Below are 24,544 nucleotides of genomic sequence, written 5' to 3' on the forward strand. Positions count from 1 at the left end.
AAAGCGGAAAATGTCGCAAATTCCGAATATCGCAACCCGTTCGGGCAATTTTTTTTGAAAAAATCAAAAACACTGTTGAAAAGATCGGCTCGGCCCGCAAATGCACCGCAACAAATTAATTAAATACAATAGCTTACCAGAAGCACTGGCTGAGACTTGTCTGGACGCTCCGAGCATGGCAATGCGTCCGTTTTTGGCCCTGGCCGAATTCAAATATGCCGTTCTTGCTGTTTGATCGCAGATATCACCGGGCCCAAGCGGGAAACATTTCACAAACCCGTAACAATTCATCGCGGAGCAGACAACTGAGCAGAAACCTTTGGTCAACCTCGACCAACAACGAGTTTCCCGGCAAAACCAGCGGGCATATGAAGATCAATTTCCATGAATTCAACCAAACGCCCCTGCTGTTCAGGGTCGACAATGCCGGTTGCCTTGAAAAGTGCCTCATAACGGCACCAGCCATCGTAAAAGTCACCGATTTCTGTTGAGGATGGCATACCGATCTGGACAGCCATTTCAGCCACGGGCCTTCTGGGATCGATATATTCGACATCAATGCCAACCCCGAGGTCAGCTTGTGTCGCAAGCACCACGGCAATGACATTGCGTGAATGGCTTATTGATACCGCCAATGACGCGCCTGCGATCTCAACCCATGGACGCCCATCCTGATCCTTGAACACCCGGCCATCAGATCCGCCGGCAATCATCACCACAAGGCTTTCGAGGATTTCGTGCGCCACTGCCGAGATCATCTTGCGCGGCGGCCGGGATATTTCCCGATAATCATCAAGGACGCAAAGCACATAAACCACATTGCCGTCACAACAATATGTCGGCTCAATCCCGTCTGCGCCCTCTATCCCGAAAGTGGTACTTGTCGCCACCAACACAATCCATTATTGCTGAAATCTGGTCACACGAGCACGGTCGACTTCCATAAAAATCATGTCATTCGACCGACAATCAACGCGATCAATTGAATTCGTTTTCAACAAAGAATCAAGGCAGATCAAAATGCGTAGCTTGAAACTTGCAGCTGTTGCCATTGTATTGGTGGCACTTGGCGCGTGCACGGCAACCGTTCAGAATTTCTCGAACCAGCCCTTCCCGAGCGATGTTGAAAAGCTCAGCATGGCAGAAATCGAGGCAACCATCATTGAGACCGCATCTGCACGTGACTGGATCGTTCAGCGCGAAAGTGAAGGTCACCTCAAGGCGACCTATAACCCGCGCTCTCATAGTGCTGAAGTCGCGATCGCGTTTGATCAAAAGAAGTATTCGATCATTTATGTCGACAGCGCCAATCTGAACTATAATGGCACTCAAATTCATCGGAACTATAACCGTTGGGTCAATAACCTGAGACAGGATATCCTGCGTGCGGTCTCTGCCCGCGCAGCCCTTGCCAACTAGGACTTCAGATGACGCTGCTTTGCGCCCACATGCCGCAATGGGCCTTTTGGGAAAATACCGATGGTCAGGCTACGCTGACCGTAAAACGCAACGGGGAAGACCTGATTGCGCATGAACAGTCGGATCTGGCCAAACTGGCGCAAAGTATAAAACCGGCCTGGCGGCGGCGTCTTGACCTGTTTGGTCGCGCCGCCGCCGAGGTTCTTGCACACACACTTGCCGGAACAGACAATCCGCGCATCGTATTCTGTTCCCGACATGGCAATATCGAACGAACCGTCAAACTGCTCCATCAGGTCGCAACGGACGAGGCTCTGTCGCCAGCTGATTTCAGCATGTCGGTCCATAATGCCTTTATCGGAGTTGCATCCATCAACTGGTCAATCACCGCAAGCCATACGGCCATTTCAGCAGGTGATGACACCCTGATCGCAGCAATGACTGAAACACTTGCACAACTTGCGACCGACCCGCGACCGGTTGTCCTGTGCTTCGTTGATCTGCCTCTACCTGATATTTATCAGGACCATATTGAACAATCCGATACCGGCATGGCGCTTGCCATTCGCTTTGATCCACATGACAAGGCGGGATCCGGCACGGACAATCTGTTTGGTTTCGCAAACCTTGCCCCGGAAGAACGCAATATGCTTTTGCCCGGCAAAGCATTCGATCAGGCAAAAGCGATGGTCGAGCTTTTGTCATCACGCACAGAGCGCATTAATATTGTCGGCAAAACCACCGCCTGGACACTTTCAAGACATGACTGATTCCGCCCTGGCCCCGACACCCTCCCATCCGAAACCAGTCCGCGGCCTGAACTGGTATTGGCGGCTGATTGCAACCGGCTTTGCATTTGGCAGCTTTGGTCTTGGCGGGTTGTTTATGGCCCTGACAATTTTCCCGGCCATGATGGTCATTCTGCGCAATCGCGCAAAACGCCGTCAATATGCCCAGTTTGTCATCTGTCGGGGTTTTCGGCTGTTTGCCTGGATGCTGGATATCACCGGGGTTGCCGGGGTTCAGGCATATAACCTTGATCGGCTTAAGGATGCGCAGGGTACGTTGATTATCGCCAATCACCCGACACTTCTGGATGTTGTGATGATCCTGTCACGGATGGACCGGTGCCAGTGTGTGGTCAAACATGAACTGTTTCGCAATCCGTTCCTGTTCGGGGTTGTTCGGGCGGCGGGCTTTATCCGGAATGACGACAATCCGGAAAACCTGATCACCCAGGCACGTCACCATCTGGCGTCCGGTGCCAATATCATGATTTTCCCGGAAGGCACCCGAACCCCGCCAAAACACAAGCTTGGCAAGCTTCAGCGCGGAGCTGCAAACATAGCGATAGAAACACAAGCCGACTTGATTCCTGTAGTTGTACATTGTAATCACGATACCTTGAAAAAAGGGGTTCCGTGGTATCGTATTCCGCCGTCAAAAATCCAATACCGGCTGGAAATTGATCCACCAATAATATTCAACGATATTCATGATCCCGAGTTGCCGCGTGCCAAACAGTCGCGTGCGTTGACCCGGTTCATCAAAGAATACTTCTTGAGCAGATTGACATATGACTTCGCTGGAAACAGAACTTAAAGCATTCATCATCGAGACGCTTAATCTCGAAGATGTGCAGGTCGATGACATTGATAGTACCGAAGCCCTTTTCGTTGATGGCTTGGGTCTTGATTCTATTGATGCGCTTGAACTTGGCGTCGCGCTTCAGAAAAAATATGATGTCCGTATCGATGCCAAAGACGAAAACGTCAAAACACATTTTGCGTCCGTTCAGAACCTGGCCAAATTCATTCAGTCAGCGAAGGGGACGTAACCATGCATAGTCGCGACGAAGTCTATAACCAGTTGCAGCATTATCTGGTCGAACTGTTCGAGGTCCCGGCCGAAGACATCACGCCCGATGCCCGCCTGATGGAAGACCTTGATCTTGATAGCATCGATGCTGTCGATCTGATCGTCAAATTCCAGGAACTTACCGGCAAGAAAATCCCGGCCACTGAATTCAAATCGGTCAGAACCGTCGATGACGTGGTCGAGAAAATTCATGACCTGGTCAGCTCCTAGTCGCGTCGGCGCCATTCTGCTTGCGATACTGGGTATTGCCTATCCGGTACTGGTTTATTTCGGGCTTTCGATCTTTTCGCCACGTCTGATCCTTATCATGCTGATTGTTGCTGTCGTCCTGCGCGCCGCCCTGTTTCTTGGCAGTGGAAAACGCGCACAGGCGGCAAGCTTTCTTGTGATTGCGGTCATTCTGAGCTCTGCGGGGATTGCAAGCGCACTGGTGGCAATCCGTTTTTATCCGGTCATTGTCAGTTCAACCCTTGCCGCCCTGTTCGGACTATCCCTGTTTTCCGGGATGCCGATGATTGAACGGTTTGCACGGCTTCGGTCTGGTGAACTTGATGCCTATGCCATCGCTTACACCCGCAAACTGACCGGCATATGGGTCGGGTTCTTTGTTCTGAATGGCACCGTTGCGGCATGGACTGCCCTTTATGCCAGTATCGAAACATGGACGCTTTATAACGGACTGATTTCCTATGTCCTGATCGGGGTCTTGTTCGTTGGGGAATGGCCGGTGCGCCGTATCCTGCGCGCCCGCCATAACCGGAAATCACAAAACAATCCCCGGCAGGAGAACGCATGAGCGTTTTTTTCACAAACCTCAGTGATCCTCGCAATACTAAAACCGCCTTGTTTCTCGAAGGTGGCAGCACGATCAATGTCGGCACCGTTCAGGCCGATATCCACAAGCTTGCTGCAATGCTTGAACCGGGATCGCGCGTTTCGATCTATTGCCAGTCCACGCGCCTGTTCCTGATTGCTCTTGCGGCCGTGTGGCGGTCCGGTTCAACCGCAATCCTGCCTGCGACGGACAAAAGCGGGTATCTCGATGAAATCGGACAGCAGTTTGATACACATCTGGATGATGTGCGCATCGCTGATCTGCTTGGCAATCCGAACGATCCGGAAACGGCAAACGATCCGCATGACACTATTGCGGATGCAACATCCTGCAAGGCCATCTTCTTTACGTCGGGATCAAGTGGCATCCCGAAGCCGATCATAAAGACCCTTGCCCAGATCGAGGACGAAATCAAAACCCAGTCCCCGCTTTGGTGCCCGTTGATGCAGGAAAGATCGCGGGTCATCGGACTTGTTTCCCATCAGCATATCTATGGTCTGATCTTTCGGGTGATCTGGCCGGTCATGAACAGGCAAGTCACCCGCGCCGAACCGGCCCCGTTCTGGGAAATGGTTCTTGCCGAACTGGGAACCGGTGACTTGCTGGTTACCAGTCCGGCACAGCTTAAAAACCTTCATCCCGATCTGATCCATGCGCCACGCCCCGCACTTGTCCTGAGTTCTGGCGGACCACTTGATTTACCGACGGCACAGGCCGCCACCAAGATGCTTGGCACCTGCCCGACCGAAATTTATGGCAGCACCGAAACCGGTGGTATTGCCTGGCGTCAACAGCAAGGTGAAAACACACCATGGTATCCGCTTCCGGGGCTGGATACCGGACTGAATGATGACGGCTGTCTGCGCGTGCGCGCAAACCATATTGCCGGAGATGACTGGTATCAGACACAGGACAGGGTCGACATTAACACCGAAGACCATAGCTTCGTGCTTAAAGGTCGCGCCGACCGGGTGGTAAAGATCGAGGGCAAGCGTGTTTCGCTTGGTGCAGTGGAAGAACACCTTCGTCAAAGCGACCTTGTCGAAGACGCTGTTGCACTTCTGGCCCATGAAGATGATCAAAGACTGGCCGTTGTGGCGGTTCTGACCGACAAGGGCCAGACAGAGTTGCAAAAGCGCGGCCGTTTCCGGATGGGACGCCTTTTGCGCCGTGATCTTGCGCAATTTGAAGATGACGCGGCATTACCACAACGCTGGCGATTTGTTGATGCCCTTCCTACAGACAGTCAGGGCAAGAAACCCCTGCATCTGTTGCGCGCACTATTTGACGACAATGGCAATACTCTTCCGGCGGTTTCAAGTCAGACAGGCGATGGCAACAGCCTTTCGATGACGCTTGCACTTAATTCCGACATGACCTGCTTTAAGGGGCATTTCCCGGGGCAACCGATCCTTCCCGGCGTCGTACAGCTTCATTGGGCCGCCCTTTTTGGCGCGTCGCTTTTCGGGTCATCACGCAATGTGTCCGAGGTGAGCCAGCTTAAATTCCGCAAACCAATAACACCCACCGACATCATCAAACTTGAACTTGATTATGACGCAGTGGCAGGGCGCCTTAAATTCTGTTACCGATCCGACGAAGCCGATCTGCATAGTTCGGGCACCCTGAAGTTACGCACGCCCGATACATACCAAGGTGACGTCGCGTGAAAGTCTGTGCGCTGATCCCGACCCATAATCACCATAGCGTTCTGGCTGATGTCGTTGCGTCGATCCGCGCCCATGATCTTTGTGTGTTCATCATTGATGACGGCTCAAATGAACAGACACGACAGGTCGTCGAAAGCCTTCATGATCCGGAAAATGGCGTGATCTGTCATCGGCTGCCACATAATGGCGGGAAGGGTGTGGCGGTCATGACAGGAATGGAAATTGCCCGGAAGGCCGGATTTAGCCACGCCATCCAGATTGATGCCGACGGGCAACATGACCTTGCCCGGGTCCCTGAGATGCTGGCTGCGGCAAATGGTAACCCGGATGCACTGATCACCGGTCTTCCGATCTATGACGACAGCATTCCGACCGGGCGCAAAATCGGGCGCTGGGTGACCCATGTATGGGTGTGGATTGAAACGCTTTCCTTTGCCATCCGCGACAGCATGTGCGGGTTTCGTGTCTATCCGCTTGAACAAAGCCTTGCGGTCTGGCGCGAAGAGGACCTTGGCAAAAAGATGGATTTTGACACCGAACTGATGGTGCGTCTGTTCTGGCGCGGTGTGCCGGTGATCCATATCCCGACCAGAGTGACATACCCCGAAGGAAACACATCAAACTTCCGGATGTGGAAGGACAATGTCCTGATCAGCTGGATGCATACCAGACTGGTTTTTGGCATGATCTGGCGGTTGCCGGGATTTGTGATCCGTGGCGGGCGATTTGTCCAAACCGGGAAAACGGGATCACACAGCGCAACACCCCCACCGTCCGAGCACTGGTCAGAGATTGATGAACGGGGCATCTATTTCGGGATGCGGTTCCTTGGCATGGTGTATCGCTATTGCGGCCGGCGGTTTTGTCTGGCGATCATGTTGCCGATCATTTTTTACTTCTACCTGACCGGTCGCACTGCCCGACAGGCGTCACATGATTTTCTGGGCCGCGCGCAAAAGGCCGGGGCGGATATTGCACCAACGCGCATGAATGTGTTTCGCCATTTTGTTCAGTTTGGTGAAAGCGCGCTCGACAAGATCGCCGCCTGGAGCGGGCGGCTAAAAGAAAGCAATCTTGACCTTCCCGATGATGCCACCAGCCTGTTTGATTATTTGCCGCGCAATCAGGCAGTGGTTCTGCTGGTTTCGCATTTCGGCAATATGGAACTGGTGCGCGCCATTGCCAGCCGGGATCGCGATTTTCGCGTCAACGTGTTGCTGCATCAAAAAAATGCCGCCCGGTTTGGTCGTGTCCTGAAGAAATTTGCCCCCGAAAGTCAGGTCGACCTGATTGAAGTCACCGACATCGGCCCTGACACCGCGATGATGCTGCGCGAACGGGTTGACCGGGGGGAATGGGTGGTGATTGCCGCCGACCGCGTTGCGATTGGCGCACGCGACAAAACGGTCCACACACCGTTCCTTGGCGAAGACGCGCCATTCCCGCAAGGTCCGTTTATCCTTGCCTATCTGCTGCAATGCCCGGTCTACTCGGCTGCGGCATGGCGTTCGGGGGAAAAATTCAGGATTGCCTGGCACAAGCTGGCCGATCAGATGATCCTGCCACGTGCAAGGCGCGAAGAGGCAATCAAAAATTACGCCAGCCTGTATGCGCAATGGCTTGAAAAGATTGTTGTTAATGAACCGCTGCAATGGTTCAATTTCTATGACTTCTGGGCGAAGAAAAAGGCAGATAATGACCAATAATCACATCAACATCATTTTCGGCGAGAACGATCTGATGATCGAGGATGTGATTGCCCTGGCAGAACAGCGCGCCCAACCGGTTCTGTCTGGTTACGCAGAGTTCCGCAATCGCATCCAGAATGGCGCGGACTTCCTTGATCGCGAATTGCGCGAGCATGGTCATATTTACGGGGTCACCACCGGTTATGGGGATTCAGTATCACGCCGCGTGCCCCCCGAACTGGTTGCAGAACTCCCCCTGCATCTAAGCCGTTTTCATGGCTGCGGTCTTGGCAACATCCTGCCCGCCGATCAGGCGCGTGCGGTGCTGGCCGTCCGTCTGGCATCACTTTGCAGTGGCTATTCTGCCGTAAGTGTCGATCTTCTTGATCAGCTGACCGGCCTTCTGGCCCATGACATTACGCCGCTGATCCCCGAAGAGGGATCGGTCGGGGCTTCCGGGGACCTGACCCCGCTATCCTATGTTGCTGCGGCCCTGATCGGCGAGCGCGATGTGCTCTATCGCGGCACCCAAACAACAGCCAAGGATGCACTTGAGCAAGCTGGCCTTACGCCACTGGTGTTGCGCCCCAAAGAAGCATTGGCCATCATGAATGGTACGGCCGTTATGACGGCACTGATGTGTCAGGCATTTGTTCGCGCACAATATCTTTGCAAACTGACCAGCCGTATCACAGCAATGGCAAGCATTGGCCTTCTGGGCAATCCCGCACATTTCGACAAACGGCTTTTCGCGGCAAAGCCCCACCCCGGACAGGCACAGATTGCAGCATGGATTGAGAATGATCTTGCCCATCTTGGACCGGATTACGAACCGGCACGCTTGCAGGATCGCTATTCTCTGCGCTGCGCGCCGCATGTGATTGGTGTGCTGGCCGATATGATGCCCACCTTCCGCAGGACGCTTGAAATCGAACTCAATAGTGCAAACGACAATCCGCTGCTTGATGTTGGTGAAAACACCATTTTGCATGGCGGTCATTTTTACGGCGGCCACATTGCCTTTGTTGCGGATGGCATGAAGACACTGGTCGCCAATCTGGCCGATCTGATGGACCGGCAGATGGCGCTTCTGGTTGATACCAGGTTCAATCACGGCCTCCCATCCAACCTGTCGGGATCGGGGGCTGATCGTGCATCGATCAATCATGGCCTGAAGGCCGTCCAAATCGGTGCGTCGGCCTGGACGGCTGAGGCCCTGAAACAAACCATGCCGGCCAGCGTATTTTCACGATCAACCGAATGTCATAACCAGGACAAGGTCAGCATGGGCACGATTGCCGCGCGCGATTGCCTGCGTGTCCTTCAACTGACCGAACAGGTGGTTGCAGCCAACCTGATTGCGGCCCTTCAGGCCATCCGCCTGCGGGAGAAATCGGGCGAGATTACGCAAGCACAACTCGGCCCGGACCTTGTCCGCTTTATCGACCAGCTTAAGGAAGACATTGGCTTTATCGATGAAGACCAGCCACTTGAAGCGACCTTGCGATTGGTGATTTCACGTATTCAGGGCCGCCACTGGGCACTTTATGACGGGGAGGTCGCATGATAGCCGCATCCGTCACCGAAACCATCCAGTTCTATCATCTTGATCCGATGAATGTGGTCTGGCACGGCAATTACGTTCAGTTCTTTGAAAATGCCCGCTGTGCGCTGCTTGACAAGATTGACTATAACTATCCGCAGATGGATGAAAGCGGCTATCTGTGGCCGGTCGTCGATATGCGGGTCAAATATGTCCGTCCCTGCCGGTTCGGACAGGAAATCCGCATTACCGCAACACTCAGGGAATATGAAAACCGGCTCAAGATTGATTATCTGATTACCGACGCCAAAACCGGTGACAAGCTGACCAAGGGCTTTACCATTCAGGTTGCCGTTGAAAAGGCGACCGGCGAAATGCTGTTTGCCAGCCCGGAATGTCTGATCTCCAAGCTGGAAGTACAAAAATGATCAGGCTTCGCACCATCGCACAGCAGATATTGGTGACCTTTGGCGTTGTCATTCTGATGACAATTTCAGCTTTGGTTTCATCTGTGCGGGCCGATAGTGCGGGTATTTCCGCACCACTTTCAATTTCCGATGATGCCTATCTGACCGGGGTCTTTCAACTGGACCGGCACCTGAACGGGTTTGATCAGCCCCTTGTTTCAACGGGCAACTTTACCCTGTCACCCAAAGACGGGCTGGTGTGGGAAAATCAGGAACCATTCCCCGATACCACTGTGATGACAGATCGCGGGATTACCCGTGTGCTTGACGATGGCAGCACAGAAGTCATTGCAAGTGGCGCACAGTTTCATCAATTCATCGCCCTGATTTCTGCCGTTCTTGCCGGAAACTGGGATGCCTTGTCGGCACATTTCACCCTTTCTGAAATTCCCCCGGAAACCGGCGAAACCAATGCATCCTGGCACGTAAAACTTGTCCCGCTTGCCGGTCTTCCGATTGCCGATCAGATCATCGAGATCACGGCATCGGGCGACCAATTCGTTGAACATGTCACGATTAAAAAGCCATCTGGCGATTATGATGACATCACACTTGGCAATCAGGCAAAGGCATCCCTGCCCTTGCCGGGTGATATCGCAGTCCTTCTGTCCGGGCAGGCACAATAATGAAGCTGCGCGCCACCATATGGGTGATCTGTCTGCTGGTCATGGGGATCGTGACGGTCTGGCAGATCAGCGCGAAGCACAGCCGCATTGATGGCGATATTCTTGCCCTGATCGGGCAGGAAAGTGGTCCGGAAAACGCCGAACGGTTTTCAGATATCAATATTGTCCGTGATCTTTTGGCACGCGATGCCCGTCAGGCCATCGTTATGGTCTCACATGGCAATCGCAATACCCTTGAGGCCGCAAGCCGGGATATGGCGCAAGAGTTTCGTGACATTGCTGGCACGAACAATGTCAGTCTGCCGGGTTTTGAAACCGGTGATGCGCAGTCCCTTTATGGGTTTTATCAAAAGCATGCCAACGGGCTTTTATCGCAAAAGGATCGCGATAGTCTGATGAATAGTGACGGGCAGCGACTGTTTCGTCGTGCCTTGCAGGACCTCTATTCCCCGTCATCCATGATCAGTGCTCAGTCGCTTGGAAACGACCCATTTTCGCTTCTTCCGGGGTTTCTGTCCGAACTTGGTGGCAAGATCGGACAAAGCGGTCTGGTTCAGGATGACAACCGGTTTGCAACACCAATCATCATCACCCTGTCGCCGGATGTCCGCACCAACGGGCAGGAAGCGCAATGGGTGGAACAGATCAACGATGTGATTGCGACAAGAAGCGCATCCGATGCTGCGCTTCACATCGCAAAAACCGGTCAGGTTTTCTTTGCCGTATCAGAAGCCAGCCACGCACGCAGCGACGTTCAACGCATTGCGATAATTGCCACCATCGGTGTGATCATGATGGTGGTTGGTGTCTTTATGTCGGCACTTCCACTGGTTGCGACACTGCTGACCGTGGGCAGCGGATTGCTTGCCGGGATTACCGCCCTTGTTGTCGTCTTTGACAGCATCCACGCCATTGCACTGGTGTTTGGTGCAAGCCTGATTGGTATTTCGATTGATTATGCGCTGCATTTTCTGGTTCTGCCAAAGTCAGTCGGGGCTGCCAGCGCACGGCTTGCGCATATTCGTCCGGGCTTGCGGCTTGGCCTTCTGACCACTGTTTGCGGCTTTGCAGCCCTTGCCGTGACGCCGACAGTCTTGCTTGCACAGATATCGCTTTATTCCATTTCCGGACTGATTGCGGCCTATGTCACTGTGGTGACGATCCTGCCCGTTCTGCCCCATCGTGATGCAAGGGAGCGGTCAGCCATCCGCACGATCTATGCCCATATTGATACCGCTTTGCTGAAAGTCCGCATCCCTCAGAAACAACGTCTGGCGGTTCTGGCATGTGCGGTCATCGGCCTGATTACAACCGTCTATTCCCTGCCCGCCAATGACGATATAGCGGCCCTTGGTCACGGCAATGCAGCCTTGATCGAAGATGTCCGCGAGATTGGCGAAACGCTGGGTATCGGGGGCAATCCGCAATTCATCCGCATTGATGGCAGCAATGTTCAGGACCGCCTCGAAACAGGTGAAGCTGTACGCACCGCCCTGACCCCGATTATCCGGGACGGTATTCTGGGAAGTCTGTTTGGTCTGTCCGATGTCATTCCATCGATTAAACGACAGCAAGAAAACCGCGAACTGGTTGCTAAGGAACTGGAAGAACCCTTTGGGGCAAAGCTGCGGGCATCATTACCGATCAAAATTCCCACCCAACATACCGAAAGTGATTTTCTGGAACCTGATCCGGATATTTTGGGGACCATCCCGGCCCTTGCGAGCTTGCAGCACGGGGAAACCGATATTATCCGGCTTGGTGCCGTTAAAAATGCCGATGCCATTCGCGACGCAATTGCAGACATTCCCAATGCCCGACTGATCAATCCACGCGAAACCATCACAGCCCAGTTCGCCCATTACCGGAACTGGGCCACGATTGCGCTTGCGGCATCGCTGATCGTTGCCGGTATCCTTGCCGTCATAAGATATGGTGCATATGCCGGTTTGAACGTTCTTGCCGCACCCTTGATTGCCATCCTGATTGCCGTTATCGGAGCATTCGCATTGGGTGTGACGATCAATTTCTTTGCAATCATGGCGCTGTTTCTGGTGTTTGCCATCGGGGCGGATTACGCGATTTTCACCTCTGAAAGTCGACATCACGGCCAACAGACGGAAATCCGCTTTGCCGTGTTCCTGTCCCTGATCAGCAGCATTCTGGCCTTTGGGCTTTTGGCGACAAGCTCGGTACCGGTGGTCAATACCATCGGCACCATCATTTCAATCGGTCTGGCCTGTGCCTGGATACTTTCCTACTGGATGTGTTCAATACCCGCACAAGCTGACACTACCGACAGCCGGTAATCGAAAGGAAGAACACAAATGCGCGATTGCGATGTTGCGATTATCGGTGCCGGACCGGCGGGTGCGGTTGCAGCCAAGTTTCTGCATGATGCCGGGCTCAGTGTTATTGTCCTGGAAGCACAAACCTTTCCACGTTTTGTGATTGGCGAAAGCCTTTTGCCCAATTGCATGAATATTCTTGAACGTGCAGGTCTTCTGGATGCTGTCGAAGAAGCCGGGTTCCAGTTCAAAAATGGTGCTGTCTTTGAACGCGGCCCGCAATATCAGGCCATCGATTTTCGCGAGAATTTCGAAACCGACGGCTGGGGAACAACCTTTCAGGTCCAACGCGCCCGGTTTGACAAAATCCTGACCGATCATGCGACAAATGCGGGCATTGATATCCGTTTTGGTCACAAGGTAACCCGTGCCGAACTTGCCAAGGGCGAATGCCAACTGACATTTGAAAATGATCAGGGCGCGGTCGAGCATCTTCGATCCGGATTTGTCCTTGATGCCAGTGGTTACGGACGCGTATTGCCCCGCATGCTGGGCATTGCACGGTCGGACCATTCGACAGAGCGGCGGGCACTCTTTACCCATATTCAGGACAACATTACCGATCCGGACTATGACCGGAACAAGATCCTGATTACGGTTCATCCGACCCATCATGAAATCTGGTATTGGCTGATCCCGTTTTCGGACGGCACGTCATCGGTCGGGGTTATCTTTCCGGACCAAGACCCCAAATGGTCAGCCATGGAACAGCAGGATATCTTTGACACACTGATCAACGAGACCCGACTGGGCACGTTGCTGGCCGACGCCAAACCAACCCGGCCGCTGAATGCGATTGCCGGGTACAGTGCCCAGTCCGACCAGCTATTCGGGGATGGGTATGCCCTGCTGGGTAATTCCGCCGGGTTCCTTGATCCCGTTTTCTCATCGGGGGTAACCATCGCCCTGCAGTCAGCCGAAATGGCCGCCAAGGTTCTGATCGAACATCATCAGGGCAAAGACGTGGATTGGCAAAAGGACTATGCCGACCCGCTCGAAAAGGGGGTTGCGACCTTTCGTTCCTATGTTGACGCATGGTATGACGAGCGCCTTCAGACGATCATTTTCAATCAGCCGACCGACGACACACAGATCAAGCGCATGGTTGTCTCGATCCTTGCCGGTTACGCCTGGAATATCGACAATCCACTGGTAAGCAAAACCGACCATTACCTTAAGATGTTGCACGACCTATGCGATCAGTCCTGACCTTGTTGACCGCCGTGATGCTCGGTGCATGTAGTACGCAAATATCGACCAGTTCCACTTCGGAAATGGCGCGGACAAGTGCGTATAACGTGATCGTGCTTGATCAGGTCAGTGGTGCTGCGCTGACACTTCCCGATCAGCCCTGGCTGAAAGACACGGTCATCAATGTCACCCAGCAGGTTTCGGCAAAATGGAAGAACCCGACCCCCCAATCCGGGCAGGATCGCGCAACCTTTATTGCCCGCATTGCCATCAATGCCGACCGCGTCAAAATCACGGTACTTGACGATCTGGGACGCCGTGCCCTTGATATCGACTGGACAGAAAATGCACTTGATATCACCACCGCAGACTGGGTTTCCGGAATGGTTGACGGGCGTCGCCTGCTTGCCGATATGATCATGACCTATTGGCCGGTCGATGTTGTGCGCAGCGCCCTTGGCACTGATTTGTCGATTTCGGAGACAGGCAACAAACGCATGATCAAGACCCAAAATGATGGCGATATCTTCATGCAGATCAACCGTCCTGATGGTGATCCCTGGCAGGGTCAGGCAACGTTGCGCAATTTGGCACTTGGCTATGATCTTGCCATTAATTCAAGGCGGATGACGCCATGAACGTGACCGAAAAACCCGCATTTCTGTCCGCGTTGGGCATGGTATCGGCCCTCGGTACGGGGATCGCCCAATCATCGGAAACGCTGTTTGGTGATCGCCCGGCAGACATGCGTCTGCATGAGGACTATCTGGTTGGTGAAAGCACCATATTGGGGACTTTTACCGGGGCGGTTGATCCTTTACCCGATCATCTTGGTCATTACGATACGCGCAACAACCGTTTGCTCTGGACTGCGGCAAACCAGATTTCTGATGAAATTTCCGATGTTATTGCAACATTTGGCAAGGACCGGGTCGCTGTCATTCTTGGAACGAGTACATCAGGGATCGAAGAAGGCACTTCTGGCTATCGCGACCGGCTGACGACCGGCCATTGGGCGGAAAGTTTCCGTTATGAGGATCAGGAAATCGGATCACCTGCCGAATTCCTGCGCGATGCGCTTGATCTGCAAAACCAGGCCTATGTGATTTCAACGGCATGTTCATCAAGTGCCAAGGCGTTTGGCGCGGCCCAGCGCCTGATCCGGGCGGGTTTGTGTGATGCGGTTCTGGTTGGCGGTGTTGATAGCCTATGCCGCCTGACCGTGCGCGGTTTCCATTCGCTGAGTTCGGTTGCAACAGGCATCTGTAATCCGCTGAGTATCAATCGTGACGGGATCAATATTGGCGAAGGGGCAGCATTGTTTGTCATGCGTCCGGATCGCGGCAAGATTGCTGTTATGGGGGTCGGCGAAACGTCCGATGCCCATCATCCGAACGCACCACATCCTGACGGGATCGGGGCGATGGCGGCAATGCGCGCAGCCCTTGAACAATCAGGTTTGCCAACAGACGCCATTTCCTATGTCAATCTGCATGGTACAGCGACCCCGCTTAATGACAGCATGGAAGCCCGCGCGGTTCACACCATATTTGATCACCCGGTCGCAGTAAGTTCCACCAAACCAATGACCGGTCACACCCTTGGTGCGGCGGGGGCGATCGAGGCTGCAATTCTTTGGTTGTCGCTCAACCAGATGCATGATGGTGCACCGCTGCCCCGCCATATCTGGGATGGTGTTATTGATCCCGGGATTCCTGCCATCAATCTGGTCGAAACCGTCGGTCAGCGTCTTGCGCCAGCTGATCAGTCTGCAATGATGAGCAATTCCTTTGCCTTTGGCGGCAGCAATGTGTCCGTAATTCTCGGGCGCGGTTTTAACAATAGTGGCCCGTCATCATGAATGAACATTCTGCCATCCCTGCTGTTGATGAACTGGTCCCGCATGCATCCCCGATGCTGCTGATTGACGAGGTATGTTCGGCTGATCCGCAAACACTCCATGCCCGCGTCACCATTCACAAAAACAGCATGTTTTTCGAGGAAGGACTTGGGGTTCCGGCCTATGTCGGGATTGAATATATCGCGCAGGCCGTTGCCGCCTATAGCGGCTGGCGCGGCAAGCAGGAAGACCCGACCTCGCCGCCCCGGATCGGCTATCTTCTGGGAACGCGCAAAATGACCCTTGCATGCGATTGGTTTCAGGCTGGCAGTTGTCTTGATGTCTTTGTAAAAAACATCTTCGAAGATGAACAGATGGGCGTCTTTGAAGGCGAAGTCAGAAACAGGGAAACTGTTCTGGTCTTTGCACAGATCAATGTCTATCAGCCCGCTTCGGAAAACGACGCACAACAAGAAAACACGACGACCATTAATCAGGACACGGCAAAGCCATGACAGAAACCATACTGGTAACCGGTGCCAGCAAAGGCATTGGTGCCGCCACCGCAAGACGCCTTGCCCGCGACGGATTTGACGTCATCGTGCATTACAATTCCGATCAGATTGGCGCGCAAAAGGTTCTTGATGATGTCATTGCGACTGGTCGTCAGGGCCGTCTGATCTGCTTTGACATTGCAGATCGTGACGCAACACGCACCGCGCTTGAGGAAGATATCGCACAATTTGGCGCGCCTTATGGCGTGGTTCTCAATGCCGGTCTGACGCGTGACAATGCCTTTCCCGCACTTGAAGATGACGATTGGGACAGTGTCTTGCACACCAATCTTGATGGCTTTTACAATGTCCTGAAACCCGTGATCATGCCGATCATCCAGCGTCGCAAAGGTGGACGTATCGTTGCACTGACGTCGATTGCCGGACTTGCTGGCAATCGCGGTCAGGTGAACTATGCCGCATCCAAGGCGGGTATCATTGGTGCGGTTAAATCGCTGGCACTTGAACTTGCCAAACGCAAGATCACCGTCAATGCCGTGGCACCGGGGGTTATTGAAACGCAAATGACCGATGACCTGCCCGAAGACGAGGTCAAGGCCATGATCCCGATGCGTCGTTACGGCACCGCTGATGAAATTGCGGCAACCGTGGCCTTCCTGTGCAGTGCCGATGCGTCCTATATCACCCGGCAGGTCATCAGCGTGAACGGGGGGATGCTATGACCAGACGGGTTGTTGTGACCGGCATGGCCGGGATCACCGCATTGGGCAATGACTGGCAAACCATTTCATCACGGATGAATGCGGGTGAAACCGGCATCAAACGCATGGATGAATGGGACGGGAAATATGATCTCCGTACCCGCCTTGCCGGTCCTGTAGAGGATTTCAGCCTTAAGGGCAAATTCAACCGCAAACAGCTGCGCAGCATGGGCCGCGTTGCCCAGATGTCGGTTGCCGCAACCGACCGGGCACTTGAAATGGCGGGCCTGCGCGACGAAAAATCAATCCTGCAGGGGGGACGCCTTGGCATTGCCTATGGGTCTTCATTCGGAAGCACCCCGCCCGTTCTTGGCTTTACCCGACTGATGGAAACCGGTGACAGCAACGCGATTACCGCGACCAGCTATATCCAGATGATGAGCCACACATCAGCGGTCAATATCGGTGTCCTTTATGGTATTTGCGGGCGGATCATTCCCACATCAACCGCCTGTACATCGGGCAGCATGGGGATCGGTTATGCCTATGAGGCCATCAAATACGGGATGCAAGACGTCATGATTGCCGGTGGTGCCGAAGAACTTTGCCCCACCATGGTGGCCGTGTTTGATACCCTGTTTGCCACCAGCGACAACAACGATCATCCGGAAATCACCCCGCGCCCCTATGATCAGAACCGTGATGGTCTGGTGATCGGTGAAGGGGCCGGGACCCTGATCCTTGAAGAATATGAACATGCCGTCGCGCGCGGTGCGACCATCTTTGGCGAGATTGTCGGATTTGCATCCAATTCCGACGGGGCACACATCACCCAGCCACAGGCCGACAAGATGGAAATCGCCCTGCGCAAATCGCTTGAAGATGCGGGCCTGTCACCGGCCGATATCGACATCGTCAACGGTCACGGCACCGCAACCGATCATGGCGACCTCGCAGAAAGCAAAGCCACACGGGCCGTGTTTGAACGTGCCGTTCCGATCCATACCCTGAAAGGTCATTTTGGCCATACTCTTGGGGCATGCGGCGCCATTGAAGCCTGGCTTGGGCTTGAGATGATGCGCGAAGGAACCTTTGTTCCAACCGCAAACCTTGTGACCCCCGACCCCGATTGTGCCGAGCTTGACTATATCCGGGACAAGCCGCGCGCCATTGCTGCGGAATATCTGATGAGCAACAATTTCGCCTTTGGCGGTATCAATACGTCACTGATCCTTGCCAGAGCGTAAAACGCGGGCCGAAACGGGAACGACCACACTATGCGCATTGCCATTCTTGACGATTACCAGAACCTTGCCCTGCAAGCTGCGGACTGGTCAGGCGTGACTGCTCACGGCGAAATCACGGTGTTTAATGACACGATCATTCATCCGGATGCCCTTCGTGATCGTTTGATGCCCTTTGATGTCTTGTGCGTCATGCGCGAACGCACCCCGATATCCGGCGAACTGATACGCGCATTACCAAACCTGAAACTGATTGTGACGACCGGCAAGCGCAATGACGCGATTGATGTCGCAACCGCCAATCAACTTGGCATCACTGTTTGCGGCACAGAAAGCCCGTCCACCGCAACACCTGAACTGACCTTTGCCCTGATGCTGGGACTGGCGCGCAATATCGTCGACGAGAACGCTTCCATGCGCGGTGGCGGTTGGCAGATTGGTCTTGGTCAGGACCTTGCCGGTTCGACACTGGGGATCGTTGGTCTGGGACGGCTTGGCGCAAAGATCGCCAAAATCGCACAGGCCTTTGAGATGCGCGTCACTGCCTGGAGCGCCAACCTGACCAGAGAACGCTGCGAAGAACTGGGCGTCGAATACATGGACAGCAAGGAAGCCCTGTTGCGTGATGCCGATTTCGTCACCATTCATCAGCGTCTTTCGGACCGGACACGCGGGCTGATAGGCAGTGCTGAATTCGCACAGATGAAGAAAACTGCCTTCCTGATCAACACATCACGCGGACCGATTGTCGATGACGTTGCCCTGATTGATGCCGTTAACAAGGGCGAGATCGCAGGCGCCGGAATTGATGTCTATGACCGCGAACCTTTGCCGCCATCGCATCCGCTGCGCAAATGTGACCGCTTGTTGCTGACACCCCATCTTGGCTATGTCACGCGCCACACTTGGGAAGTGTTTTACGGTCAAACCGTTGAGGCCGTTCTGGCATGGATCAATGGAAAGCCGATCCGCGTCATTTCCGATTGAGTATCCTTGTGCTGCGACCAGCCCCACGATAGCCCCATCGCCCGCTGCATATCCGGCCAATACAGTCTTTGGCGTGAAGGAAAGTCTGGTCGCGCCGTTTGACAAAGTTGATAACGGCACGACCATTTGGAAATCCACATTTGATTTCGTGCTAGCACCGCACAAAACCCGATAGCTTAGCCTGCCATCTTGGTGATAAAGGCTCGCCAGCTTCCAAGATCGGTGATTTCGGTTGCACCGACCAGACCGGCACTTTCGCACAGGAAGCCCTTCTCGAAGGTTCCGTCTTCAAGCTCTACCGAGCCAAGACATAACGGGGACGGAATCCCGGTAAGAAAGCCACCGACTTCCGATTTCGGCAATGCCCAAACCTCGACCTCAATCGCCGCACCACCATCGGCCATCGCAACCATGCCCGGACGTTTGGGAGGACCACCGGCAAGAGCGTAGAAGCTGTATTTTGCTGCGGTCTTGGTTTTTCGTATCAACCTTGCTCCGCGTCCGGTCAATTCGGGATTAAGTGGCAGGCCCGACATATGTGCCCCACAAACCACCATGCCGATTTCATCGGCCCCGACCGTATCAGAAGGAAGCAACGGTTCAGCCCGATCCCAACTGGTCGCACCAACCATGCCGTCTTCCATACGCGCTGCCAGCGAGGCAACCATGGCATCTTCGCCCTTACGCGCAAGGATGGTCAGACTGCCCGGGCGGCCATCGCTGCGCGCCCCCGTGGGCACGGCAATCCCGCACATATCAAGCAAATTGACGAAATTGGTATAGGTCCCCAGACGGGAATTCGGCCCGATCGGATCGGCAGTAATATCCTCGACCGATACGAAATGCGGAATGGTCGGCACACAGATCGCATCAATCCCGGCCATCGCAAATTCGCATTCCCGCGCCAGATCCTTAAGGCGATACATACCGTTAAAGGCATCGGCAGCTGAAAGCTTTAAACCCGGTTCAAGAATGGCGCGCGTGGTCGGGTGGATGGTTTCGGGCTTTTCGATCAGACGCGATCCAACAGCGGCAACACGTTCGGCCACCCATGCGCCTTCATAAAGCATCTTGGCGACATTGTAGAACGGCGTGAAATCGATCTCGGTGACTTCGCATCCAAGCTCGGACAGCTTTTTGACGTCCTTGTGGAAATGGCTGGCCTGAATGTCATCGCCAAATGTTTCAAGGGTCTTGGCATTGGGCACGGCAACCCGCGTCGGTACAACAGAGCGCAACCCGCCCATTGCCGGGAAGTCTCGGGAATAGGCATCTTTGGGATCATATTTCGCGGCAACCTCGAAGACGTCCCACGCATCTGACACGTTCAACGCAAAGATCGAAATCGTATCAAGGGTACGACAGGCCGGAACCACCCCGCTTGCCGAAAAGGCACCAAGGGTCGGTTTAAGGCCGACAATGCTGTTTAGCGCTGCGGGTACACGCCCCGACCCCGCCGTATCAGTTCCAAGCGAGAATGTCGCAATCCCGTGCGCCACCGCAACGGCTGATCCCGACGATGAACCACCGGGCACAATTGCCGGATCAACCGCATTCAGTGGCACCGGATAGGGGCTGCGCACCCCGACAAGGCCCGTTGCGAACTGATCAAGATTGGCTTTGCCAAGACAGATCGCACCGGCCACACGAAGCTGGGCCACTACAAAGGCATCACGCGTCGCATCATAGGCGAAATCAGGACAGGCTGCCGTAGTTGGCATGCCAAGAACATCAATATTGTCCTTGGCGACATAGGGCACTCCCCAAAGAGGACGCCCGTCATAACTGCCAAGTTCCCTGGCCGCGGCAAGGGCTGCATCGCGTGCAGTATGAATGAAGATGCCCGGATCATTGGTGGCATCCAGTCGACGAAACGCCTCTTCGATGACTTGCGTCGGACTCACACCTGATGCGTATGCCTGCCGCAGGGCGGCAAGTGTAAAAGGAAGATCAGCAATCATTTTTGCATTCCGTCTGTGGCGTAATTGAAGTTTGAAGGCAGATATCGGTCAGGCGATTTCACGTTCCGGAGCCTGTGGGGCGGCCGAAAGCAATTCGCGGGTATAGAGATGTTGCGGGGTTTCCATCACGGTCGCGACCGGACCGGATTCAACGATTGCACCGTTCTGCATGACGATGACGTGATCACACAGCAACCGCACAACGTTAAGGTCATGACTGACAAACAGGTAACTGATACCAAGACGCACACGAAGATCCGCCAGAAGGTTCAAAACCAGTGCCTGGATCGACACATCAAGGGCAGCGGTCGGTTCATCAAGGATCAGAAAGTCAGGTTCAGTGGCAAGGGCGCGCGCAATTCCCACACGGGCCTTTTGCCCACCGGAAAGCTGATGGGGGAACCGGTCCAGAAGATGGGCCGGGAAGCCGGTCATTTCGGCCAGTTCCTCGGTCCGTTTGGTCACTGCATCCCCGCGCATCCCCATCAACCGGTACAACGGATCGGCAATGGCCTGACGGGCGGTAAAGCGCGGGTTGAGGCTATCCGTTGCGTCCTGAAAAACCATCTGGATTTTCGAACGCAACGGATGCCTGGCAAAGCTCGCCGCCGGGAGGCTGGCGATATCTTCGCCACGGTAAAAGATGCTGCCCGATGTGGCATCAAGCAACCGTACCAGCATTGAGGACGTGGTCGATTTTCCACAACCGGATTCACCGACCAGACCGACACTTTCGCCTTCGTGGATGGTAAAGCTGATTTTCTTGACCGCATGAACCGGGCCGCTTTTGCCCTGATAGGTCTTGGCAAGATTGACCACATCAATCAGCGGCTTCTGACCAACCACATGCGGCGCAAGCTCGGTGCGTTCTCCTTCCGGCAACAAGGCACGGATCGAACCGGTCCGGCGTGGCGTGGCATTGACCAGTTTGCGGGTATAGGCATGTTGCGGATCGGTAAACAGGGTCACCGGATCACCAGCCTCGACGATCAGGCCATCCTTCATCACGACAATCCTGTCGCAATATTGCGATGCCAGTCCAAGGTCATGGGTGATCAGGATTGATGACATGCCGCGTGCACGCACCAGATCATCGACCAGATCCATCACCGCCTTTTGGGTCGTGATATCAAGCCCCGTGGTCGGTTCATCGGCAATGATCAGTTTCGGATCGCACGCAAGCGCAAGGGCAATCACCACGCGCTGACACATGCCACCCGAAAGTTCGAACGGATAGGCCTCATAACGGGCAGCGGCATCGCGGATTTTAACCGCTTCGAGTGCTTCAATCGCCTTGGCTTTGGCATTGTGGCGGGTTGCCCGGCTGTGACGGCGCAAAACGTCTTCGATCTGATGGCCGACCTTGCGGATCGGATTGAGTGCTGCGCGCGGGTTCTGGAAAATCATGCTGATTTCACGCCCGCGAATGTCACGCATATCGCGTTCGGATGCATTGCGAAGATCGATCCCGCTATAGATCGCATCCCCCGCCTTGATCTGCCCACCGGCATCAAGAATGCGCATCAGTGCATAGGACGTCACCGACTTGCCCGAGCCACTTTCCCCGACAATGCCAAGGCGTTCGCCCTTTGCCAGTTCGAAATCGATCCCTTTGACTGCGTTGACTTCGCCATTTCGCGTGCGGAAGGCAACGCTTAATCCCTTGATCGAAAGCATGATCATGTCCTCCGGCGGGGATCGACGATATCGCGCAGTCCATCGCCCATCAGGTTAAAGGTCAAAACCGCAATCATCAGTGAAAGCCCCGGAAACAGTGCCAGCCACCATTCGCCCGAAACGATGAAATTCGCGCCTTCGGCCACCATGATCCCCCATTCCGGGGTCGGCGGGCGGACACCCAGCCCGATGAAGCTGAGCCCTGCGGCATTCAGGATCGCCCAACCCAGGTTAAGCGACACCTGCACCATCATCGGTGGCAGCGCATTGGGGAAGATGTGAAAGGCCAGAATGCGCGCATCACTGTTGCCCGAAAGCTTGGCGGCAAGAGTAAAGCCCGCATTGCGGCGAATATTGACCTCGGCCCGGACCAGTCGGGCATAGAACGGGATATTGATGATTGCGGTTGCGTAAATGATGTTGGCAACCGAATTGCCAAGGGCCGCAACCACCCCCATCGCCAGAACAAACAGCGGAAACGCCATGATGGTATCAAGCACACGGTTCAGCGTAATATCCGTCCAGCCGCCGCGATAGCCGGCAACCGCGCCAAGGAATGATCCGATCATAAAGGACAGGGCAACAGCGGCCACCGAAATCACCAGATCAAGACGGGTTGCCACCACCACACGGCTAAACACATCGCGGCCCAGATTGTCGGTCCCGAACCAGTGGGCAAAGGATGGCGGCTGCAGGACGCTGCTGGCATCGGTGGCAAGTGGATCATAGGGCACGATCATCGGACCAAAGATCGCAGCAAAGATCAAAATCCCGAACATGGCAAAGGCAATGCCCGTCACCGGATTTTCACGCAGCACATAGATCAGATGGGCAAAGGCACCCGATTTCGATTTTGCCGGGGTCACGGGGCCATTGGCCGTCGCCACTTGAACCGATGCGGCATCAGACGCGGATGAAACGATCTTGTTCATTTGCCAGATGTCCCGAAACGCGGATCGATCAGCGAATAGGCCAGATCAATCACCAGATTAAGGAAGACGAAAAGAAACGCCATCGCCAGGACAAATCCCTGAACCGCGGCATAGTCCGAAACAATCAGAGCTTCGACCGCATAGGATCCGATCCCCGGCCAGGCAAAGACCTTTTCGACCAGCACATTCGCGCCCAGAACAAAGGAAAACACCATGCCAAGCGTGGTTACTACCGGAAGAAGCGCATTGCGAAACGCATAGCCATAAAGAATGCGACCCGATCCAAGGCCCGCCGCACGCGCGGTCCGGATATAATCCGATGACAGAGCCGAAAGCATCGCGGCACGGGTCATACGGGCAATCGGGGCCAACGTAAACAGCGCCAGCGTCACCGCAGGCAGGATCAGTTGTTTAAGCGCGCCGAACCATGTTTCCCAATCCCCGTCCAGTGCCGCATCAATCAGGAAGAAGCCGGTCACATGGGGCGGATCAAGATAGATGAAATCAAGCCGCCCAAGCGGGGATGGCGAAACGCCCAGCAGATAATAGAAAATGTAAATCAGCATCACGCCGGTGAAAAAGGTCGGAAGCGAAACCCCCATGGTCACCAGCAATCGACAGATCTGGTCAATCCAGCTTCCCGGTCGCGTTGCCGCCAGAACACCCAGCGGCACCGCCACCAGACAGGACAGCAAAAGCGCACTTAACGTCAGTTCAAGCGACGCCGGAAGTCGGCTTGCAAGTTCGGTCAGAACCGGTCGCCCGGTCGAAACCGACTGCCCAAGGTCCCCCTGAAACAATTGACCCAGATAGACCACGAACTGTTCTGGCAGGGGTTTATCAAGACCAAGCTTCGCCCGTGTTTCTTCGATGGTTTCGGGCGTTGCCATGATCCCGGCAAACTGGACAGCCGGGTCACCAGGCAAGGCGCGCGTCAGGACAAAGCTGATAACGATGACCCCGAACAGGACCGGAATAGCCTGTGCGATGCGCGTCAAAACGCTGGTTCCCCGGACTGCCAT

Annotated in this window: 24 protein-coding genes; 19 read left to right on the top strand and 5 right to left on the bottom strand. The window is 54.5% G+C overall.

Annotation, left to right across the window (positions count from 1 at the left end):
- Positions 1–323: 323 nt before the first annotated feature.
- A complete protein-coding gene (locus tag ACTU44_RS19860) occupies positions 324–890 on the bottom strand; it encodes a 4'-phosphopantetheinyl transferase family protein (RefSeq protein ID WP_462096188.1) in 567 nt (188 codons plus the stop codon).
- A gap of 130 nt (positions 891–1,020) precedes the next feature.
- On the opposite strand from ACTU44_RS19860, the gene ACTU44_RS19865 reads away from it, so the two are divergent.
- The 19 genes from ACTU44_RS19865 to ACTU44_RS19955 are packed head-to-tail and all read left to right on the top strand — an operon-like array spanning position 1,021 to position 18,952.
- Positions 1,021–1,419, top strand: a complete 399-nt coding sequence (locus ACTU44_RS19865; protein ID WP_147251976.1) for a hypothetical protein — start codon at positions 1,021–1,023, stop codon at positions 1,417–1,419.
- Between the two features lie 8 nt (positions 1,420–1,427).
- Positions 1,428–2,189 carry a beta-ketoacyl synthase chain length factor gene (locus ACTU44_RS19870; RefSeq protein WP_462096189.1) on the top strand — a complete coding sequence of 254 codons (762 nt, stop codon included), beginning with the start codon at positions 1,428–1,430 and terminating at the stop codon, positions 2,187–2,189.
- Complete coding sequence (locus ACTU44_RS19875) at positions 2,182–3,021, top strand: lysophospholipid acyltransferase family protein (RefSeq protein WP_114098137.1); 840 nt, start codon at positions 2,182–2,184, stop codon at positions 3,019–3,021. Before ACTU44_RS19870 ends, ACTU44_RS19875 begins: the two co-directional genes overlap by 8 nt.
- Complete coding sequence (locus tag ACTU44_RS19880; protein WP_462096190.1) at positions 2,996–3,256, top strand: phosphopantetheine-binding protein; 261 nt, start codon at positions 2,996–2,998, stop codon at positions 3,254–3,256. The genes ACTU44_RS19875 and ACTU44_RS19880 overlap by 26 nt, the downstream gene beginning before the upstream one ends.
- A gap of 2 nt (positions 3,257–3,258) precedes the next feature.
- Complete coding sequence (locus tag ACTU44_RS19885; RefSeq protein ID WP_114098135.1) at positions 3,259–3,507, top strand: acyl carrier protein; 249 nt, start codon at positions 3,259–3,261, stop codon at positions 3,505–3,507.
- Positions 3,488–4,093: a COG4648 family protein gene (locus ACTU44_RS19890; protein ID WP_336083918.1), complete on the top strand. Its 606-nt coding sequence runs from the start codon at positions 3,488–3,490 to the stop codon at positions 4,091–4,093. The genes ACTU44_RS19885 and ACTU44_RS19890 overlap by 20 nt, the downstream gene beginning before the upstream one ends.
- Positions 4,090–5,802 (top strand): AMP-binding protein, encoded by a 1,713-nt coding sequence (locus tag ACTU44_RS19895; protein WP_462096191.1) that lies wholly within the window; start codon positions 4,090–4,092, stop codon positions 5,800–5,802. The genes ACTU44_RS19890 and ACTU44_RS19895 overlap by 4 nt, the downstream gene beginning before the upstream one ends.
- Entirely contained in the window at positions 5,799–7,508 is a 1,710-nt protein-coding gene (locus ACTU44_RS19900; protein WP_462096192.1) for a glycosyltransferase family 2 protein, read from the top strand. The genes ACTU44_RS19895 and ACTU44_RS19900 overlap by 4 nt, the downstream gene beginning before the upstream one ends.
- Positions 7,498–9,057, top strand: coding sequence for an HAL/PAL/TAL family ammonia-lyase (locus ACTU44_RS19905; protein WP_462096193.1), 1,560 nt, complete (start codon positions 7,498–7,500; stop codon positions 9,055–9,057). Before ACTU44_RS19900 ends, ACTU44_RS19905 begins: the two co-directional genes overlap by 11 nt.
- Positions 9,054–9,461: an acyl-CoA thioesterase gene (locus ACTU44_RS19910; RefSeq protein WP_114098130.1), complete on the top strand. Its 408-nt coding sequence runs from the start codon at positions 9,054–9,056 to the stop codon at positions 9,459–9,461. Before ACTU44_RS19905 ends, ACTU44_RS19910 begins: the two co-directional genes overlap by 4 nt.
- Entirely contained in the window at positions 9,458–10,126 is a 669-nt protein-coding gene (locus ACTU44_RS19915; RefSeq protein ID WP_462096194.1) for a LolA family protein, read from the top strand. Before ACTU44_RS19910 ends, ACTU44_RS19915 begins: the two co-directional genes overlap by 4 nt.
- Positions 10,126–12,435: an MMPL family transporter gene (locus ACTU44_RS19920; protein WP_462096195.1), complete on the top strand. Its 2,310-nt coding sequence runs from the start codon at positions 10,126–10,128 to the stop codon at positions 12,433–12,435. The genes ACTU44_RS19915 and ACTU44_RS19920 overlap by 1 nt, the downstream gene beginning before the upstream one ends.
- A gap of 18 nt (positions 12,436–12,453) precedes the next feature.
- On the top strand, positions 12,454–13,683 hold the full coding sequence (locus tag ACTU44_RS19925) for an NAD(P)/FAD-dependent oxidoreductase (protein WP_114098127.1): 1,230 nt from the start codon (positions 12,454–12,456) through the stop codon (positions 13,681–13,683).
- Positions 13,668–14,303 (top strand): DUF3261 domain-containing protein, encoded by a 636-nt coding sequence (locus ACTU44_RS19930; protein ID WP_462096196.1) that lies wholly within the window; start codon positions 13,668–13,670, stop codon positions 14,301–14,303. Before ACTU44_RS19925 ends, ACTU44_RS19930 begins: the two co-directional genes overlap by 16 nt.
- Positions 14,300–15,526: a beta-ketoacyl-ACP synthase gene (locus ACTU44_RS19935; RefSeq protein WP_114098125.1), complete on the top strand. Its 1,227-nt coding sequence runs from the start codon at positions 14,300–14,302 to the stop codon at positions 15,524–15,526. Before ACTU44_RS19930 ends, ACTU44_RS19935 begins: the two co-directional genes overlap by 4 nt.
- Entirely contained in the window at positions 15,523–16,020 is a 498-nt protein-coding gene (locus ACTU44_RS19940) for a hotdog family protein (RefSeq protein WP_114098124.1), read from the top strand. Before ACTU44_RS19935 ends, ACTU44_RS19940 begins: the two co-directional genes overlap by 4 nt.
- Entirely contained in the window at positions 16,017–16,742 is a 726-nt protein-coding gene (gene fabG / locus ACTU44_RS19945; protein WP_462096197.1) for a 3-oxoacyl-ACP reductase FabG, read from the top strand. Before ACTU44_RS19940 ends, fabG begins: the two co-directional genes overlap by 4 nt.
- Entirely contained in the window at positions 16,739–17,968 is a 1,230-nt protein-coding gene (locus ACTU44_RS19950; RefSeq protein WP_114098122.1) for a beta-ketoacyl-ACP synthase, read from the top strand. The genes fabG and ACTU44_RS19950 overlap by 4 nt, the downstream gene beginning before the upstream one ends.
- A 30-nt stretch (positions 17,969–17,998) precedes the next feature.
- Positions 17,999–18,952, top strand: coding sequence for a D-2-hydroxyacid dehydrogenase family protein (locus ACTU44_RS19955; protein ID WP_462096198.1), 954 nt, complete (start codon positions 17,999–18,001; stop codon positions 18,950–18,952).
- A 176-nt stretch (positions 18,953–19,128) separates the two neighbouring features.
- Here the strand turns inward: ACTU44_RS19955 and atzF are convergent, their stop codons facing one another.
- From atzF to ACTU44_RS19975, 4 genes are read right to left on the bottom strand one after another with little or no spacing between them, the layout of a single operon-like run.
- Complete coding sequence (atzF, locus tag ACTU44_RS19960; RefSeq protein WP_462096199.1) at positions 19,129–20,913, bottom strand: allophanate hydrolase; 1,785 nt, start codon at positions 20,911–20,913, stop codon at positions 19,129–19,131.
- 48 nt (positions 20,914–20,961) lie between these two features.
- The gene (locus ACTU44_RS19965; RefSeq protein ID WP_462096200.1) at positions 20,962–22,590 is read right to left on the bottom strand and encodes a dipeptide ABC transporter ATP-binding protein; all 1,629 of its coding nucleotides are present in this window, start codon (positions 22,588–22,590) and stop codon (positions 20,962–20,964) included.
- A gap of 2 nt (positions 22,591–22,592) precedes the next feature.
- Positions 22,593–23,522, bottom strand: coding sequence for an ABC transporter permease (locus ACTU44_RS19970; protein ID WP_462096201.1), 930 nt, complete (start codon positions 23,520–23,522; stop codon positions 22,593–22,595).
- Positions 23,519–24,544, bottom strand: coding sequence for an ABC transporter permease (locus ACTU44_RS19975; protein WP_114098118.1), 1,026 nt, complete (start codon positions 24,542–24,544; stop codon positions 23,519–23,521). Before ACTU44_RS19975 ends, ACTU44_RS19970 begins: the two co-directional genes overlap by 4 nt.

Source organism: Thalassospira sp. SM2505 (genome assembly GCF_054901115.1).